Origin of the sequence: Salmonella sp. SAL04157, assembly GCF_046551635.1 — a bacterium.
In the GTDB taxonomy this organism is placed as follows: domain Bacteria; phylum Pseudomonadota; class Gammaproteobacteria; order Enterobacterales; family Enterobacteriaceae; genus Salmonella; species Salmonella enterica.
This window is the reverse complement of the sequence record NZ_JBGDVS010000006.1, coordinates 157,261-173,909: the sequence shown is the minus strand read 5'-3', so window position 1 is coordinate 173,909 and position 16,649 is coordinate 157,261. Positions and strand designations below refer to the sequence as shown.

Below are 16,649 nucleotides of genomic sequence, written 5' to 3'. Positions count from 1 at the left end.
CGTCTTTCACGCCATAGCTGCGTTGGCGTCGCCTGCTCACCCCGGTCACTTACTTCAGTAAGCTCCCGGGGATTCTCAGGCTAGCCGCCTTACTCTGACGTGAAATACTTTGGAAATTGTTTCAGTCATGGGCGCACCCGCGCCCATTTCATTTCAGCACCATGACGCAAGTTGTATTAATGCAGTCCCGCGAAGTCGGCTTGCATGATGATGTTTTCAGAGAGGGAAGAAGAATGCTCGACACAAATATGAAAACCCAGCTCAGGGCTTACCTTGAGAAACTGACCAAACCTGTTGAGCTGATTGCCACGCTGGATGACAGCGCTAAATCGGCGGAAATCAAGGAACTGCTGGCTGAAATCGCCGAGCTGTCCGACAAAGTCACGTTTAAAGAAGACAATACTCTGCCGGTGCGCAAGCCGTCTTTCCTGATTACGAATCCAGGTTCTCACCAGGGGCCGCGCTTTGCCGGTTCTCCGTTGGGCCACGAATTTACCTCGCTGGTTTTGGCGCTGCTGTGGACCGGCGGTCATCCGTCAAAAGAAGCGCAGTCGCTGCTGGAGCAGATTCGCGATATTGACGGCGATTTTGAATTCGAAACTTATTATTCACTCTCCTGCCATAACTGCCCGGATGTAGTGCAGGCGCTGAACCTGATGGCGGTGCTGAACCCGCGTATTAAACATACGGCAATTGATGGCGGCACCTTCCAGAACGAAATTACCGAACGTAACGTGATGGGCGTTCCGGCGGTGTTTGTCAACGGTAAAGAGTTCGGCCAGGGACGTATGACTCTGACCGAGATTGTCGCTAAAGTAGATACTGGCGCAGAAAAACGTGCGGCGGAAGCGCTGAACAAACGCGATGCGTATGACGTGCTGATTGTTGGCTCCGGCCCGGCGGGCGCGGCGGCGGCGGTCTACTCGGCGCGCAAAGGTATCCGTACCGGTCTGATGGGCGAGCGCTTCGGCGGTCAGGTGCTGGATACCGTGGATATCGAAAACTATATCTCGGTGCCGAAAACCGAAGGCCAGAAACTGGCGGGCGCGCTGAAAGCGCATGTCAGCGATTACGACGTTGACGTTATCGACAGCCAGAGCGCAAGTAAACTGGTTCCGGCAGCGACAGAAGGCGGCCTGCATCAGATTGAAACGGCGTCCGGCGCAGTCTTGAAAGCGCGCAGTATCATCATCGCCACCGGCGCGAAATGGCGCAATATGAATGTGCCGGGCGAGGATCAGTATCGCACCAAAGGCGTCACCTATTGTCCGCACTGCGACGGTCCGTTATTTAAAGGGAAGCGTGTGGCGGTCATCGGCGGCGGCAACTCCGGCGTTGAGGCGGCTATCGATCTGGCAGGTATTGTAGAACACGTTACGTTGCTGGAGTTCGCGCCGGAGATGAAGGCGGATCAGGTGCTACAGGACAAAGTGCGTAGCCTGAAAAATGTCGATATCATTTTGAATGCGCAAACGACAGAAGTGAAGGGCGACGGTTCGAAAGTGGTGGGGCTGGAGTATCGTGACCGTGTCAGCGGCGATATTCATAGCGTCGCGCTGGCAGGGATTTTTGTGCAGATTGGTCTGTTGCCGAATACCCACTGGCTGGAAGGCGCGCTTGAGCGTAACCGCATGGGCGAGATCATTATTGACGCCAAATGTGAAACCAGTGTTAAGGGCGTCTTCGCCGCAGGCGATTGTACCACCGTTCCTTACAAACAGATTATCATCGCCACAGGCGAAGGGGCGAAAGCCTCGTTGAGCGCCTTTGATTATCTGATTCGCACCAAAATCGCATAAAAAGAAGTAAGCACACCTGCAAGGTCAGTTAACTGGCCATCGTAAATGGCCCGATAGTGTAAGCTATTCGGGCCTGCGCTGTTTATGCCTGGGGCACGCCGCCAGCTAAAACACATTCTTCATTATCAATACTCTGAAACCGTCTGTTAATAACAGACGGTTTTTTATTTCAACGGTCTTCTGTTTTTAAACTTTGAAACAATAAAAACCTCTTCTACGGATTTAACGGGAATTTTTCTGTTTTTTTATCAAAGAAAGATTAAGCGCTTCCGTTAACATGCCCATTCTTTTTTCTTGATTTATATTGCATTTGTATGTGAGGTTATTTATTCATGGATTCAATCTATGAATCACTGACGGAATTAGAAAAAACAGGGCTTACATTGCGTGATTTTTTTAATTCTCATGATAGTCGTTCACTGAAATCTGCCTACGTGAGATTAAATCCCACTGCTGCGGTAAACCTTACCGATCGGGCGTGGCTGGAGGCGGAGTATGACTTTAATGCGCTATTCGTTGGTCCTGGCAAGCTGCTGGCTGCGCCTTTCGCTTCAGTGTATCTGGAAGATGATGCGCTGGTGATGGGAAAGGCGACGCTGGAGATACGGGATTTTATGGCAGCGTTGGGATTATCGGTTAATCAGGAGAGCAATATCCCTGACGATCATATTTCCTGCGTGCTGGAATTGACCACACTATTACTGGCTAATATCCGGCAAACGTCACAATACCGAACTACTCTCACTCAATATATCAATAACTATTTAACAAAATGGGTGCCATTATATATCGAAAAAATAAAAACTCATGCGCAAACGACCACGTTATATACGGTGGCGGACATCTTATTTTATTGGCTTGATGAATTAAAACGAGAGTATCAATATGAGTAATGAGACAGGACATCTGAACAGACGTTCTTTTTTAAAGGGGATAGTGGCACTGGGCGCCGTTGCGGCTTTACCCGAAGGATTACTGACCTCCCGATGCGCGCTTGCGCAGCCGCCTGTTCCCTTTAACCCTAAAACGTACAAAATTTATCGTAACGCGTGTCCGCGTAACTGCTATGACACCTGTAGCCTCAAGACATGGGTAAAGGACGGGGTCATTACTTTCGTGGAAGGCGCGCCGGAATCAACATTTACTCACGGTACCCCTTGCGTCAAAGGGTTAAGCTATCCGCGCCGGGTTTATAGCCCCGATCGTATTAAATATCCCATGGCGCAGGACGTTCGCGGTAGCGGCAACTGGCGTCGCATCTCATGGGAAGAGGCGATGCAGCGCATTGCCGCCAAAATGCTGGAGATTAAGAAAAAAGACGGTTCTATGCTCGGTCTGGCGCTGACCAAATATTCCGGTAAGTTTGGCGTGCTGAACTATGCCGTTGAAGGGATGATGTCCTCGCTTGGCTACACCACCCGTTTCGCCGGTACGCCGTGCTGGCCTGCCGGTATCGACGCGCAAAACTACGACATGGGCGACATGTGGTGTAACGACCCGGAAGATATGGTGAAAGTGAAATACATCATTATCTGGGGCGCGAACCCTGCCTGGTGCTCAATGCACAGCATGAAGTACATCTATCAGGCGCGCGAGAAAGGGGCGAAGGTCGTGGTTATCGACCCGCTGCTGTCGCAAACTGCCGCCAAAGCCGATCTCTACCTGCGCGTACGGCCTGGCTCAGACGGCGCGCTGGCGCTGGGAATGGCGCGCCACCTGGTGGATAAAGGGTTGGTGGATCAAGATTTTGTCAACAACGATGCTCACGGCTATCCGGAATTTGAAGCCTATCTGCGTAACCATGTGACCGTGGAGTGGGCATCAGAAATCTGCGGCCTGTCTGCGGATGTCATTCGCCAGCTGGCAGAAGAGTTTACGGTGGTTAAGCCGGCCACGGTCTGGATTGGTTACGGGATGCAGCGTCATGTCAACGGCGGCGCCAACGTTCGCGCTATCGATGCCTTTGTCGCTATGTCCGGCAACATCGGTGTCGAAGGCGGCGGCGCGCGTTATGGTCATCTGCACACCTGGGGCTTTAACTACAACGCCATGCTGCAGAAGCCGCCGGAGGGCGCTATTGGCATACCGGGAGCGGCGGGCACCACCAGTGAATTCGGGGCTGCCGCTGGCAGCGACGCCGTGCAGTACTCCGATCGCTCTCTGAATATCAACCAAACGGCGCAGGGGATTCTGGAGGCCAACGATCCGCCGGTTCGTATGCTGTGGGTCGCCTGTAAAAACCCGTTTGCCCAGGATTTCGATCGCAGCAAGATGAAGAAAGCGTTTGAAAAACTGGAAATGGTGGTCTGCGCCGATCAGTTCTTCAACGAAACGGTGCAACACGCTGATATCGTGCTGCCCGTTACCACCGCGTTTGAAGAGTGGAACGTGGATGCTTCTTACTGGCACTACTGGCTTTCCATTAATCAGCCGGCGATTAAGCCGATGTATGAAGCGAAATGCGACCTTGAAATCGCTACCATGCTGTCGCGCGCCATTAATAAGATGGCGCCGGGTTCCTGTACTTTCCCGCAAGAGTTCGATCATAAGCGCTGGCTGGATCAGGAGTTCAACGACGGTATGGCGAAAATGTTCGGCATCTCTTCCTGGGACGATCTGCTGGACGGGCCGAAAAAAGCGATCCTGCCAAGCTCTGCCTCCTGGTATGACCGCAAGTTCAAAACGCCGTCAGGCAAGTATGAATTTAAATCTGAACTGGCGGAGAAAAACGGCCACACCGCGCTGCCGGAATACAAACCGGAAGCCGAGAGCAAACTGCCGTTCCATCTGTTTACGCCGCACGTGCAGTTTGGTCTGCACTCGCAGTTTATCAACCTGGACTGGATGCAGGTGTTCTACCCGGAACCGTTCGTTTATATCCATCCTTCTTCCGCACAGAAAAAAGGCATCAGCGAGAACGATCTGGTCAAAGTTTTCAATGGCACCGGTGAAGTTGAGCTGCGGGCAAAAGTCACCACCAACGTGCCGGAAGATTTTCTGGTGATGTATGAAGCCTGGTTCCCGAAACGGCAGTACAACGTGCAAAACGTCGTGGCTGATACGCCTGCTGATATGGGGCTGATGAAAACTGGCGCGCCGGGCGCCGCTATCCACAGTCAGTTTGCTGACGTTGTATTGATCGGTAAAGGGGAGTCCGTAGCATGAGACGTGCGTTTTTAGTGAATAGCGATAAGTGCATCGGCTGCCGCGGCTGTGCTATGGCGTGTAAAAGCTTTAACCAACTGGAGCCGGATCGCTTCTGGCGCTACGTTTATCCGTTGGATAAAGACATCTATCCACATGAAGAGCGGGCGTTTTACTCGCTGGCCTGTAACCACTGCGAACATCCGGCCTGTGTCGCCGCCTGTCCGGTCGAAGCCTATACCAAACGTGAAGATGGCGTGGTGGTGCATAACCCTGAGCGCTGCATCGGCTGTAAAAACTGTATTCGTAACTGTCCTTATGGCGCGCCGCGTTTTAATGAAGAGACGCGTAAAGCGGAAAAATGCAGTATGTGCTACGAGCGTCTTGATATCGGTATGAATCCGGCGTGCGTGAACGCCTGTCCGGTGGGCGCCTTGTCGATTATCGATTTGGATGTCGATCCTGTGCCCGATAATGCGGTGCAGTATCCGCCAGGGTTCCCGCATATGCCACAGCTCAATCCAGGAACGCGCTTTATTCTGGCGCGCCAGCCTAAGCAGCCGGAGGACAAGTAATGGAAAAATATGAACTGCCGCTGGTGTTTTTTACGGTATTAAGCCAGATGTCTGTCGGGATGGCTTTGGTACTGACATGGCGTACGCTGCGTGGTGAAGTGGAAGGCCAGCGTTTCTATTGGTTGGTCACTGGGCTGGTGCTGGCACTGGCGTCTATTGCCGCGATTCTGCATCTGGCGCATCCCGATCGCGCTTATAATGCGCTGATTAATCTGCGACATGCCTGGTTAAGTCGGGAAATCCTTGGTGCTACGTTGTTTGGCGCAGCGGTCGGCGTAACGTTCCTGGCAAAGGGACATAAAGCGATGACTCTTATCGCCTCCGTGTTCGGCGTGTTACTGGTGGCGGTGCAGGGGATGACCTACGCCGCGCCAGCGATGGTGGCTATCGCTAATGGATTTACCATGCTGTTATTTTTTATTACGGTATGGGTCATGGGTTGCGCGGCGATTCCGCTGTTAAAACTCAGGCCTGCCGTTCCTGCGTTACGCCAGGGAATTGTGGTGTGTATCGCGGTACTTATCGCGGCGCCGCTGGTGTGGTTAAGCGGGGGAACGGTCATGCAGATGACGGCGCATTCATGGCTGGCTTCACCGTTTTATCTGGCAAGCCTGGTTTGCCTTGCGCTCGCTTTTGTCGCCAGCCGTCACGGTGATTCGCGCCCGAAACTCCTGTTCGTCTTGTTATTCGTTGGTGTATTTCTGAGTCGGCTGGTCTTTTTTGGCGACACGGTGAGTACTATTGTGAATATCGGGCATTTGTACTAACGATGATGCAATAAAAAGCCCTGCCAGGCGCGACCTGGCAGGGCGTGTCAGTTTTTAGCCACCAGAGTTAACGCACAACCAATACCGGCAGCGTCGCATGGCGCACCACGCTTGAGGCGTTAGACCCCAACAGGTGTGTCGTGATGGACGGATTACGCGAACCGATTACCACGACATCCGCATCCAGTTCTTCGCCCATCTCATTGACGACATCGCGCACGCTACCAAAGCGAACATGCGTTTTAATTCGTGAAGGATCGATACTGAAGTGTCCCACCATCGTTTGCAGACGCGTTTCCGCCTCATGCTGTAAATGTTCTTCAAAGCGACGCACGTCGGCGGCAAAGCGGTGCAGACTCATGCTCGCGGACCCAGGCAGTACATGCAACAGATGAATGACGCCATCCTGTTGCGCCAGAAACTCAGCGTGGCGAATAGCTTTATCGCTAAGTTCCATTTCAAAAACATCAACCGGCATAATGATTGTCTTATACATACCCGTTACTCCCTGTTAATCAATACTGAATTTATTCAAGCATATAATAATGTTTCTTTCTGCTATTTGTCTGGCAATTTTAAATATTGCGACAACCTGGCGCTAAAAAATCGTGTATTTTCCAGGAAAAATCCTAAAGCCGCCTGTTTTGCCGGCAGTCTCTCCGGGATAGCTACCCTTTTATAGTCGAACGCAACATTCACCGTTACCCCGGAGGCTGCATGAAAGCATTGACGTATCACGGTCCACATCACGTAAAGGTTGAAAACGTACCCGATCCCGGCATTGAGCAGCCTGACGATATCATTTTGCGTGTTACCGCCACCGCGATTTGCGGATCTGATTTGCATCTCTATCGCGGCAAGATCCCACAGGTAAAACATGGCGATATTTTCGGCCATGAGTTTATGGGCGAGGTGGTGGAAACCGGACATGATGTAAAGAATATTCGGAAAGGGGATCGGGTCGTTATCCCGTTTGTCATTGCCTGTGGTGACTGCTTTTTCTGTCGGCTACAGCAGTATTCAGCGTGTGAAAACACTAACGACGGACACGGCGCGGCGATGAATAAAAAACAGATCCCGCCACCGGCGGCGCTGTTTGGGTATAGCCATCTGTATGGCGGCGTTCCCGGCGGACAGGCCGAATATGTTCGCGTGCCAAAAGGTAATGTCGGTCCATTTAAGGTGCCGCCGCTGTTATCTGACGATAAGGCGCTGTTTCTTTCTGATATTTTGCCTACCGCCTGGCAGGCGGCAAAAAATGCCCAGATTCAGCAAGGTTCCAGCGTGGCGGTTTTTGGCGCAGGGCCGGTAGGATTACTGACCATCGCCTGTGCGCGCCTGCTGGGCGCGGAGCAGATCTTCGTCGTTGATCACCACGCCTGGCGCTTGCGTTTCGCCGAAGAACGCTATGGCGCGATACCGATCAACTTCGATGATGAGAACGATCCGGCGGAAAAAATCATCGAGCAGACGGCAGGACACCGCGGCGTGGACGCGGTAATTGATGCCGTAGGCTTTGAAGCGAAAGGCAGTTTGACGGAGACGGTGCTGACGAACCTTAAACTGGAAGGCAGTAGCGGCAAAGCGCTGCGACAATGTATCGCGGCGGTCAGACGCGGCGGCGTGGTCAGCGTACCCGGCGTGTATGCCGGTTTTATTCACGGCTTTTTATTCGGCGACGCCTTTGATAAGGGGCTAACTTTTAAAATGGGTCAAACCCATGTTCACGCGTGGCTGGGGGAGTTATTACCGCTTATTGAAAAAGGGTTGCTGAAGCCGGAGGAGATTGTCACGCACTATATGCCGTTTGAAGAGGCGGCGCGCGGCTACGAAATTTTCGAAAAACGCGAAGAAGAGTGCCGGAAGGTTATCCTGGTGCCAGGAGCGACGTCGGCACAAGCGGCGCAGAAACAGGCGACGGGAGTAATCAACCCGATGCCAGGCGGCGTTGTCTGAAACAGGCAGAAATGAAAGGGCTAACGGAAAGAGGATGCGTAGGCATCCTCTGTGTAAACGCATTAACGCTTATGCAGATGGGGTTTAACGCAGGAAGTCGCCCGCGGCTTCAGGCTGATATTCGAGTTCCAGCACTTCGAGATGGGTGGAGGCGCCGCCCGGCAGTTCCCAGTGAATAGTGTCGCCGACGCGCAGTCCCAGCAACGCCGCGCCGACGGGCGCCATTACCGAAAGCTGGGTACTGCTGTCCGTCATATTGGCGGGGTACACCAGCGTCCGCACGCGTGTTTCACCATCGCTCAAATTGCGGAATTTAACGCGGCTGTTCATGGTGACGACATCGTTCGGCATCTCTTGTGGCGAACACATTTGCGCGCGATCCAGTTCGGCGTTGAGCGCGTCGGCAATCGGCAGATCCGCATACGCAGGCTGTTCCAGAAGACGATCAATACGTTCGGCGTCAAGGTCGTTAATGATAATAGTGGGTCTGGACATTTCTTACTCCATGTCATCGATACTGCGAGTAGTGCAGGTAAATGGTCCCAAAAGAAAACCCTCACCGTCTGGCGGCGAGGGTTTAACTCTCATGATGATACTGAGACTTCCCCCGTCTTTGAAGTGATTTAGTTCACATTCGGGTAAATCCTCAAACGTCATAGCCTTGAGTGAATTTTAGTCTACATTCGGGCGTGTTCTCAAATGTGGCTACGGTTTTAAACCTCTGCTTCGTCAATAACCGGCTTTATCGATAATAAACTGTTTCCCGCAGTTGCCGGGATGCGGCTGCGGCTGAAATGAGGCAGAGGAGAGCGGGGCGTTAATCATCGACGCCTTTAATGAAAACTGAATCTCTGTTAAATAGGCGGGGTTGCCATGGCAGTTTACTTTAACGGCTTTGACATTATCCTGGCCCCACATTTGTGCGACGACGCTATCAAACTCAGCGCGGCTAACGGTTTTGCCGTAATTATCCGCCAGAAACTGCCCCAGCGAGCTGTCTTTTATCGCCTTATCCAGCCGTATCATGGTGCCGAAATAGGCATTGGGATCAAACCCGAAACAGGCGCCATGTTTGGCATATTCGTAGCGCTCCAGACAGGAATTCCCCCCCGCGCCGGGCATCACTTCCTTAAGCGCTGCCGCGATGTCAGGCGAAAGTCCGGGGGCGGGGGCGGAGCATTTCCGGCTGGCCTTGACTTCAGGCAGATTCGGGATTGGCCGCGTCGCACAACCAAAGCGCTGCCAGCGTCGCTGGTCAACACCGCGTGCGGCGATAGATTTGGGTAATCCAGGCCACAGGCCGTGGACGGTCAGAAAGTCTGCTTTGTTGGCTGGCTCTTTTTGCAGACGGCACTCATCGGGCTCCCGATGGCGGCGTTCATGCTGGCTTTGACAAAAACCGGTTTGCCAGGAAAGCGCCAGCACATAGTCAGTGAAATCACCGTACTGTTGCGCCTGAAGTTCGTCGGCGTTGGCGGCAAAAATCGGGGTTAAGAGGGCAGCCAGCAGCGGGCTGTAATGCCATATTGTGTTCATGGTGAATTCGATAATTTATACACATTATGAATGTTACCCATTTAATCATAAAAAATGCCGCTCAGGTGAACCTGAACGGCATCATTTTTAACCTACGTTGGCGTAATGTTTAATTCCACATTGCCAGAATCGGCCAGCCCACCAGCAACAGCATCGCGATATAGATAACGCCAAAGATTGCGCCAAGCCGCCAGTAGTCTTTGGATTTCACGTAACCGCAGCCGTAGATAATCACACCAGGGCCGGTGGCATACGGCGTCAGACAGCCCATGATACCGATAGACAGCACCAGCAGAATACACAGTTGTTCCATCGGAACGCCCGGAATGCCTTTACCCACCGCCAGAATGACCGGCAGCATGGTCGCGGTGTGAGCGGAAAGGCTGGCGAACAGGTAGTGCGCGAAATAGAACACCAGTACCAGTACAATGACGGTTGCATCCGGCGAGAAACCTTCCAGATGTGTACTCATGGTATTGGCGAACCAGTCAATAAAGCCGGAGCGGGTTAAGCCATTGGCCATGACCACCAGCGTAGCGAGGTTCACCAGGGTGTTCCAGGCGCTGTTGTAGCGCGTAATGTCTTTCCACGGCACAACATGCAACGCCAGCATCAGCGAGACGGCCAGCAGACCCACGGCAGTGGCGTTGATGATTTTTCCACCAAAAACCCACAATCCTAAGCTAAGCAGCACCAGGCCAATCAGCGTCCACTCTTTGCGGGACAGACGCCCCATGTTTTTTAACTCGCCGCCAGCCCAGGCTGCGACTTCCGCACTGTGGGTCACTTCGGGTTTATAAAGCACATAGGAGAGCCACGGCGCAACGATCAGTAAAATAATCCCTACCGGCAGAAAGCTGAGAAACCACTGCAGCCAGCTAATCTGGACGCCGGCGATCTTGCTGACGAACTCCAGACCTAACACGTTTGGCGCCGCGCCAGTGACAAACATCGAAGAGCTCAGGCTGGTACTGATCACCATCATCCACATCAAATAACCGCCGATGCGGCGTGCGGAAGGATCGTTTGGAAACGATTTAAACAGCGGCGGCAGGTTCTTGATGACCGGGAAGACAGTCCCGCCGGTACGAGCCGTATTGGAGGGAGTAAATGGCGCCAGCAAAATATCGATAATGACAATCGCATAGCCGAGCGTCAGCGTGCGTTTACCCATGAATTTTACCAAAAACAGCGCAATGCGGCGCCCCAGCCCGGTCACTTCGTAGCCCAGCGCGAAAATAAACGCGCCGAAAACCAGCCAGACCGTGGTGCTGGAGAAACCGGCAAGCCCCCATTTCAGCGCCTGTTTACTGGCGTTAAACGCCGGATCGGCCAGTTCTGAAGCGTCAAATAGCAGGTAATTGCTGCCGATAACGCAAATGGTTACGGCGATAAAACTGATCGCTGTCGCCGGGATCGGCTCCAGGATCATACCGACAATCATCGCGACGAAAACCGCAAAATAGTGCCAGGCCTGCGGCGGCATACCATCTGGAACAGGAATTAGCAACATGACGCCCATCACCACTAATGGGGCCAACAACTTCCATATATTATCTTTGGATAAAGACATAAATGACTCTCCGGAAAGGATATTTTCTATAATTGTGTTAATGATTAACTTGCGAAATTTGCGCTAAAAACCAGGTCACGATCAGCAGATCGGCGCTACCGCCTGGGCTGAGATTGCGTTCAATGCATTGCTGATCGAACCGGTGGAGATAAACGAGATCGTCAGGCGTCCGTATGCCGCCCTGATGTAATAAGAAAGCCGCCTGCTGCTGTAACCAGCGCAGACCGTCCGCCCCGCCGCGCGACGCGACGTTGGTATCGCCGTTAAGCGACATCAGCAGCAGTAAGGTATCAAGCAGCGCCAGTTCGGGATCGCGCCCCTGCGCCAGCAATGCGCGGTAGTGCGGCAACGCGTGGCGGATGACCAGCGGATAGCCTGCTTCCGCTTCGCCGCGCGCGCCGGTTAATCCCAGTTGCTGATACAACCGCTGACCTGCGGTGAGCTGTAGGTTGTTCTGGCGCAGTTCGCGCGTGGTCAGGCCGCGGCAAAAATCGGCGGCGGTAGCGCAGAGTGTTTCTGCGGCGATCGGCTGGCGTAGCTGATACAGGCGGCCAATGGCGGCGCACAGTAACCCCAGCGAGAAAATGCTGCCTTTATGGGTATTGACGCCCGCCGTTGCGCGAAACATCGCTGCTTCACAGGCCATCCCCAATGGACGCAGGCCCGCCAGAACTGACTCTGGTGGCAGGCGCGTGCAGCTGGCGCCATATTCCATAAAGCGCGGCAGCCAGTGTCGAATCGCCTCCGCGCTGCGGTGAAAATCCGCCAGCGCCATATCTTTGTGCGCGCCGCAGTTTAGTCGGTCTACCAGACCGGGTTTTGGCGATAAATTTACCTCGGTCAGCATGGCGCGCCAAGCCAAATCGGCCCAGGCGTCATACAGCGACTGAGGCTGAATGGAGGCGTTAGTCGGGTTGACGGGAATCGGCATCATGCAGCAGCGCCTCCATATGAGTCAGTAAATCAGTCAGCGCGTGGGTTTTACCCCGCGCGCATTCAGCCGCGCTTTGCCCGCACAGCAGACAGCGGCGAGCGGGAAGCGCGAAATGGCGGCGAGAGAGTATTTCGCCTTCCGCCGTCAGGACATCGATATCCCACAGGCGCCCCAGTGGATAACGCTGTTCCAGCGCGATGGTCGCCTGTTTGAGCGCCTGAGCGGGCGCGTCAATCGCCAGCAGTCCTTCCGGCCCGCTGGCGGAAGCCAGTGCAGCCTGCTCCCGGATGGTCCAGCCATACTCTTCTGCCAGCGTGTGCAGGGCAGTCACGCCGTGATTAAAGATCCGGCGGGTTAACGCGCTGTCTTTCATCGGGCCTGGCGCCACCACGGTAAAGGAGACCAGCGGAGTAGCGTGGCGCGTTAGCCAGGCGCGCTGTCTTGCTTGTCTCTCATCCCGGCTGGCGAGCAGCTCAGGAATAGAAACGTTGTGACAGGCGGCGAGTTCCGGAAGCAGGCGCATGGCTTATTCCTTCACCTGATGCACCACATCGATCACTGAACCGTCGCGATAACGCACGACAGCAATCACGCGGTCAGTGAATTCGATAGGGCGGGGCTGACCGGTAAGCAGTTGCGCGCGTTCGCGCAGCCACTCAATCGATACCACTTTCATTCCCGCAGCTTTCAGGCGTTCAGCCAGCTCCGGACGCGCCGGATTGACGGCGATACCGTGATCGGTGACCAGAATGTCAACGCTGGAGCCCGGTGTGACGCAGGTGGTGACGTTATCAACCAGCGTTGGGATGCGACCGCGCACCAGCGGCGCGACGATGATGGACAGCGCCGCCGCGACGGCGGTATCGCAGTGGCCGCCGGACGCGCCGCGTAGAACGCCGTCGGAGCCGGTCAGCACGTTAACATTGAAGTGGGTGTCTACTTCCAGCGCGCTCAGCACCACCACGTCCAGACGGTCGACGGAAGCGCCTTTAGAGCCCCAGTTGGCGTACTGGTTAGCGCTGATTTCGATATGGTTCGGGTTGCGGGCCAAAGATTGCGCAGCGTTACGATCGAAGCTCTGCACGTCAAGCAGTTTGCGGATTAGGCCCTTTTCATGCAGGTCGACCATGGTGGCGGTGATACCGCCCAGCGCGAAATTAGCCACAATGTTGCGGCTACGCATTTTGTCTTCCAGGAAGCGGGTGACCGCCAGCGATGCGCCGCCGGTGCCGGTTTGTAGGGAGAAACCTTCGTTGAAGTAGCCGGAGTGAGCAATGACTTCCGCCGCGCTGCGGGCGATCAGCAGTTCACGCGGATTAGTGGTCATGCGGGTCGCGCCAGCGCCGATTTTGTTTGCATCACCGACTTCTTCGATTTGCACGATCAGATCAACCTGATCCTGAGCGATGCTTGCCGGGTTATGCGGATACGGCAGCAGTTGCTCCGTCAGCATTACGACCTGTTTCGCGCTGTCGGCATCCACCATCGCGTAGCCCAGTGAACCGCAGCAGGCCTTGCCGGTATAACCGTTAGCATTACCGAATTCATCGCAGGAGGGCACGCCAAGAAACGCAACATCAATATTGAGTTCGCCGCTTTGTACCAGATGTACACGACCGCCGTGGGAGTGAATCTGAACCGGCTCAGCCAGCAGGCCGCGAGAAATTTCTTCCGCCAGTGGGCCGCGCAGGCCTGACGTGTAGATGCGGCTGACCACCCCGTTACGAATGTGTTCAACCAGCGGCGCGTGGCAGTCGCTCAGCGAGCTGGAGGCCAGGGTCAGGTTTTTGAAGCCCATCTTCGCGATGGTTTCCATCACCAGGTTAATCGTCAGATCGCCGCCGCGAAACGCGTGGTGAAAAGAGAGCGTCATGCCGTCGCGTAAACCGGAACGGCGGATGGCCTCTTCCAGGCTGGCGCACAGTTTGTGGTCGCGCGGTTTTTGCGCTTGTAGATCCAATTTTGCCGCACTTTGGTAAGCGCTCAGTTCGCTTTCAGCGCGACGGCTCCAGGCGGCTACGCGATCCTGGCGTTGAGATTCATTTTTCTGCGTCATTGTTTTGCCTTATTCTTCGCGAATACCGGAAAGTTCTGCACGGGAGAGCACCAGACGGGCGCGTTCAATCACCGGGCTGTCGACCATCTTGCCGTTAAGGGAAACGACGCCAAGACCTTCGCGGGCGGCGGCTTCTGCGGCTTCAACGACCAGACGCGCATGGGCGACCTCTTTACGCGTCGGCGCATAAAGGTTGTGCAGCAGCTCTATCTGGCGGGGGTTGATCAGTGACTTACCGTCAAAGCCCAACTGTTTAATGTGGGCGGCTTCTTGCAGGAAACCGGCTTCGTTGTTGGCGTCGGAATAGACGGTATCGAAGGCCTGAATGCCGGCGGAACGCGCGGCCTGCAAAATGGAGCAGCGGGCGAACAGCAGTTCGGTGCCTTCCGGAGAGCGTTCGGTGCGCAGGTTGCGAACATAGTCTTCCGCGCCCAGCGCAATCCCGATCAACCGTTCAGAGGCGTGGGCGATTTCTACCGCGCGGGTAATACCCAGCGGCGATTCCACGGCGGCTAACAGGCCGGTACTGCCCGGTTCGCGACCGCAGGCGTTTTCAATGCGCAGAATTTCGTTTTCGATATCAATGACGTCCTGCGCGGTGTCGGTTTTCGGTAAACGCACCACGTCCGCGCCGCCGCGCACGACCGCTTCCAGATCGTTGACGCCCCATTCGGAGTCCAGCGCATTCACGCGGACGATGGTTTCGACGTCACGGTAAAGCGGATGTTGCAGCGCGTGATATACCAGACGGCGCGCCGCGTCTTTTTCGCGTAATGCAACGGAGTCTTCCAGGTCGAACATCAGCGCGTCGGCCGGATAGATAAACGAATTGCTCACCATCGCCGCGTTGGCGCCCGGTACGAATAACATACTGCGGCGGGTGCGGGTTTTACGTTGTTGCAGAGAGGCGGAAATCATTGGCGATCCTCCCAGGGCAGAGCGGCAATACCGCTGGCGCGCGCCAGTAGCGTTTCCAGTCGGGCGCGCAAAATGCAGTCCAGAGCGCCTTTATCATCAACGTTCAGTTGTACGCCGCGCACGTCGTAGCGAGAAAGCACCTCCAGGATGGTGGCGCGAATGGCCTCGCCAAACTGTTTTTCAACGCTACTGTTGATTTGCAGGTCAATATCCTGCGTATCGAGCGGCGCAATGCGTATCATCACATCGCCGGACTCAAGCGTGCCTGCGACGGCTAGCTGGTTTATTTTCATTTTTCACCTGTTGCTAATACGGGGGACTTTTGACGGGCTGCCGCGCTGCCCGGATGGCGTTCGACCATGCCCTGCAAATAGCGCAGGGTGGCGTCGGGAACCAGCGGCGCGATAGCCGTGAGATCGTGTTTAACCAGCAGCTTGCGTACCCAGGAGGCGGATATCGGCGTCTCCTGGAAGCAAAGCCGCTCTATTTCCACCAGCGTAATGGGTGGGGCGGGAAGCGTTGGCGTCTCCAGCCAGAAACGCATATCAAGGTTGTACTGGGCGGTAACGGTGCAAAATGGCTCCGTACCGACAAAGCGGTGTGTGATGCCAAGCGCGGGCGCCAGATACTGGCGGAAAATCTTCAGGTCGATTTCGGTATAACAGTGATTAATGACGCTCTGCTCTTTAATGAAATAGCAGGGGAACGTTGCCCGAGAGATAATGTATTCGGAGCCGCGGTGAACGGTTAAGCGCGGGATATCGGTGGTCCCTTTAAGGACCAGATCGAGTCGGTCTTCATAGGGAAAGCGTGACGTATCTTCTTTGACCAGGAACAGATGCAGCCAGTCGCACTGCGCAGCCGCCTGTTGGATCAGATAGCGGTGGCCGTTCGTGAAAGGATTGGCGTTCATCACAATACAGCCAATTTTCTTTCCCTCGTGACGTAATGTCGCCAGCGATTCCGCATACCGTTTCAACCGGGTCGCGCTATTTTCCATTAAGACCATCACGCCGGGGACGCTGGCTATCGTCGAAAAGCTGCACTGTTTAAACAGCGCTTCGTATTCCGTTTTGGTATAAATAAAAAGATGGGTGCAGTGCCGTTCCCAGGCGAGATTAATCAATTCCGTCGCTAGCGTTAACGCTAAGCCTTCGCCGCGTACTGATTCGCTAATGGCCACGCATTTAATGATATTTCCAGCAATACCGCCGCAGGCAATAAGACGGTCATCACGGCTGACGGTAATAAACACCTCTACAGTGGTATCGACGCTTAAATCATTCTCTTTGAGAAAGTGAGCGATCTCCGCCATTTTTTTATTTTCAGAGCGTTTTACCCGAGTGAATACATTATTGCCAAACATAGTAAGAAATATCCTGGTGATATGC

General features: G+C 54.4%; 16 protein-coding genes. 6 read left to right on the top strand and 10 right to left on the bottom strand.

The genetic code is table 11. The features are described from left to right. Positions 1-233: 233 nt before the first annotated feature. The 5 genes from ahpF to ACLJRE_RS14915 all read left to right on the top strand — a co-directional run bounded on the left by ahpF (position 234) and on the right by ACLJRE_RS14915 (position 6,285). Positions 234-1,799, top strand: coding sequence for an alkyl hydroperoxide reductase subunit F (gene ahpF / locus ACLJRE_RS14935; protein ID WP_000887635.1), 1,566 nt, complete (start codon positions 234-236; stop codon positions 1,797-1,799). A gap of 332 nt (positions 1,800-2,131) precedes the next feature. Further along, complete coding sequence (locus ACLJRE_RS14930) at positions 2,132-2,692, top strand: molecular chaperone (RefSeq protein WP_000377437.1); 561 nt, start codon at positions 2,132-2,134, stop codon at positions 2,690-2,692. Then, positions 2,685-4,964 carry a molybdopterin-dependent oxidoreductase gene (locus tag ACLJRE_RS14925; protein ID WP_410957439.1) on the top strand — a complete coding sequence of 760 codons (2,280 nt, stop codon included), beginning with the start codon at positions 2,685-2,687 and terminating at the stop codon, positions 4,962-4,964. Before ACLJRE_RS14930 ends, ACLJRE_RS14925 begins: the two co-directional genes overlap by 8 nt. Then, complete coding sequence (locus ACLJRE_RS14920; RefSeq protein WP_001250387.1) at positions 4,961-5,518, top strand: 4Fe-4S dicluster domain-containing protein; 558 nt, start codon at positions 4,961-4,963, stop codon at positions 5,516-5,518. Before ACLJRE_RS14925 ends, ACLJRE_RS14920 begins: the two co-directional genes overlap by 4 nt. Next, complete coding sequence (locus tag ACLJRE_RS14915; RefSeq protein WP_000417108.1) at positions 5,518-6,285, top strand: dimethyl sulfoxide reductase anchor subunit family protein; 768 nt, start codon at positions 5,518-5,520, stop codon at positions 6,283-6,285. Before ACLJRE_RS14920 ends, ACLJRE_RS14915 begins: the two co-directional genes overlap by 1 nt. A gap of 67 nt (positions 6,286-6,352) precedes the next feature. Here ACLJRE_RS14915 and uspG read toward each other — a convergent pair whose 3' ends face one another. Then, a complete protein-coding gene (gene uspG / locus ACLJRE_RS14910; protein WP_000278499.1) occupies positions 6,353-6,781 on the bottom strand; it encodes a universal stress protein UspG in 429 nt (142 codons plus the stop codon). A gap of 221 nt (positions 6,782-7,002) precedes the next feature. Between uspG and ACLJRE_RS14905 the strand changes: the two genes are divergently transcribed. Further along, the gene (locus ACLJRE_RS14905; protein WP_000646115.1) at positions 7,003-8,241 is read left to right on the top strand and encodes a zinc-dependent alcohol dehydrogenase; all 1,239 of its coding nucleotides are present in this window, start codon (positions 7,003-7,005) and stop codon (positions 8,239-8,241) included. An 84-nt stretch (positions 8,242-8,325) separates the two neighbouring features. On the opposite strand, the gene rnk is transcribed toward ACLJRE_RS14905, so the two are convergent. The 9 genes from rnk to citC form a co-directional block, all read right to left on the bottom strand. Next, positions 8,326-8,736, bottom strand: a complete 411-nt coding sequence (gene rnk, locus ACLJRE_RS14900) for a nucleoside diphosphate kinase regulator (protein WP_000089748.1) — start codon at positions 8,734-8,736, stop codon at positions 8,326-8,328. 234 nt (positions 8,737-8,970) lie between these two features. Next, positions 8,971-9,777: a ribonuclease I gene (gene rna, locus ACLJRE_RS14895; RefSeq protein WP_001092571.1), complete on the bottom strand. Its 807-nt coding sequence runs from the start codon at positions 9,775-9,777 to the stop codon at positions 8,971-8,973. Between the two features lie 109 nt (positions 9,778-9,886). Next, the gene (gene citT / locus ACLJRE_RS14890; protein WP_000059039.1) at positions 9,887-11,350 is read right to left on the bottom strand and encodes a citrate/succinate antiporter CitT; all 1,464 of its coding nucleotides are present in this window, start codon (positions 11,348-11,350) and stop codon (positions 9,887-9,889) included. A gap of 37 nt (positions 11,351-11,387) precedes the next feature. After that, on the bottom strand, positions 11,388-12,284 hold the full coding sequence (citG, locus tag ACLJRE_RS14885; protein WP_000982668.1) for a triphosphoribosyl-dephospho-CoA synthase CitG: 897 nt from the start codon (positions 12,282-12,284) through the stop codon (positions 11,388-11,390). Further along, entirely contained in the window at positions 12,256-12,807 is a 552-nt protein-coding gene (citX, locus tag ACLJRE_RS14880) for a citrate lyase holo-[acyl-carrier protein] synthase (RefSeq protein ID WP_001238275.1), read from the bottom strand. Before citX ends, citG begins: the two co-directional genes overlap by 29 nt. Positions 12,808-12,810: 3 nt before the next feature. Then, positions 12,811-14,340 (bottom strand): citrate lyase subunit alpha, encoded by a 1,530-nt coding sequence (citF, locus tag ACLJRE_RS14875; RefSeq protein WP_000192340.1) that lies wholly within the window; start codon positions 14,338-14,340, stop codon positions 12,811-12,813. Between the two features lie 9 nt (positions 14,341-14,349). Further along, positions 14,350-15,258, bottom strand: a complete 909-nt coding sequence (gene citE / locus ACLJRE_RS14870; RefSeq protein WP_000622347.1) for a citrate (pro-3S)-lyase subunit beta — start codon at positions 15,256-15,258, stop codon at positions 14,350-14,352. Further along, the gene (gene citD, locus ACLJRE_RS14865) at positions 15,255-15,551 is read right to left on the bottom strand and encodes a citrate lyase acyl carrier protein (protein ID WP_000700679.1); all 297 of its coding nucleotides are present in this window, start codon (positions 15,549-15,551) and stop codon (positions 15,255-15,257) included. The genes citE and citD overlap by 4 nt, the downstream gene beginning before the upstream one ends. Continuing rightward, positions 15,548-16,624 (bottom strand): [citrate (pro-3S)-lyase] ligase, encoded by a 1,077-nt coding sequence (citC, locus tag ACLJRE_RS14860; RefSeq protein WP_000467874.1) that lies wholly within the window; start codon positions 16,622-16,624, stop codon positions 15,548-15,550. Before citC ends, citD begins: the two co-directional genes overlap by 4 nt. Positions 16,625-16,649 lie beyond the last annotated feature (25 nt).

Coding starts and splice junctions, on each gene's coding strand:
- ahpF (WP_000887635.1), top strand. CDS start 234: ATGCTCGACACAAATATGAAAACCCAGCTCAGGGCTTACCTTGAGAAA.
- ACLJRE_RS14930 (WP_000377437.1), top strand. CDS start 2,132: ATGGATTCAATCTATGAATCACTGACGGAATTAGAAAAAACAGGGCTT.
- ACLJRE_RS14925 (WP_410957439.1), top strand. CDS start 2,685: ATGAGTAATGAGACAGGACATCTGAACAGACGTTCTTTTTTAAAGGGG.
- ACLJRE_RS14920 (WP_001250387.1), top strand. CDS start 4,961: ATGAGACGTGCGTTTTTAGTGAATAGCGATAAGTGCATCGGCTGCCGC.
- ACLJRE_RS14915 (WP_000417108.1), top strand. CDS start 5,518: ATGGAAAAATATGAACTGCCGCTGGTGTTTTTTACGGTATTAAGCCAG.
- uspG (WP_000278499.1), bottom strand. CDS start 6,781: ATGTATAAGACAATCATTATGCCGGTTGATGTTTTTGAAATGGAACTT.
- ACLJRE_RS14905 (WP_000646115.1), top strand. CDS start 7,003: ATGAAAGCATTGACGTATCACGGTCCACATCACGTAAAGGTTGAAAAC.
- rnk (WP_000089748.1), bottom strand. CDS start 8,736: ATGTCCAGACCCACTATTATCATTAACGACCTTGACGCCGAACGTATT.
- rna (WP_001092571.1), bottom strand. CDS start 9,777: ATGAACACAATATGGCATTACAGCCCGCTGCTGGCTGCCCTCTTAACC.
- citT (WP_000059039.1), bottom strand. CDS start 11,350: ATGTCTTTATCCAAAGATAATATATGGAAGTTGTTGGCCCCATTAGTG.
- citG (WP_000982668.1), bottom strand. CDS start 12,284: ATGATGCCGATTCCCGTCAACCCGACTAACGCCTCCATTCAGCCTCAG.
- citX (WP_001238275.1), bottom strand. CDS start 12,807: ATGCGCCTGCTTCCGGAACTCGCCGCCTGTCACAACGTTTCTATTCCT.
- citF (WP_000192340.1), bottom strand. CDS start 14,340: ATGACGCAGAAAAATGAATCTCAACGCCAGGATCGCGTAGCCGCCTGG.
- citE (WP_000622347.1), bottom strand. CDS start 15,258: ATGATTTCCGCCTCTCTGCAACAACGTAAAACCCGCACCCGCCGCAGT.
- citD (WP_000700679.1), bottom strand. CDS start 15,551: ATGAAAATAAACCAGCTAGCCGTCGCAGGCACGCTTGAGTCCGGCGAT.
- citC (WP_000467874.1), bottom strand. CDS start 16,624: ATGTTTGGCAATAATGTATTCACTCGGGTAAAACGCTCTGAAAATAAA.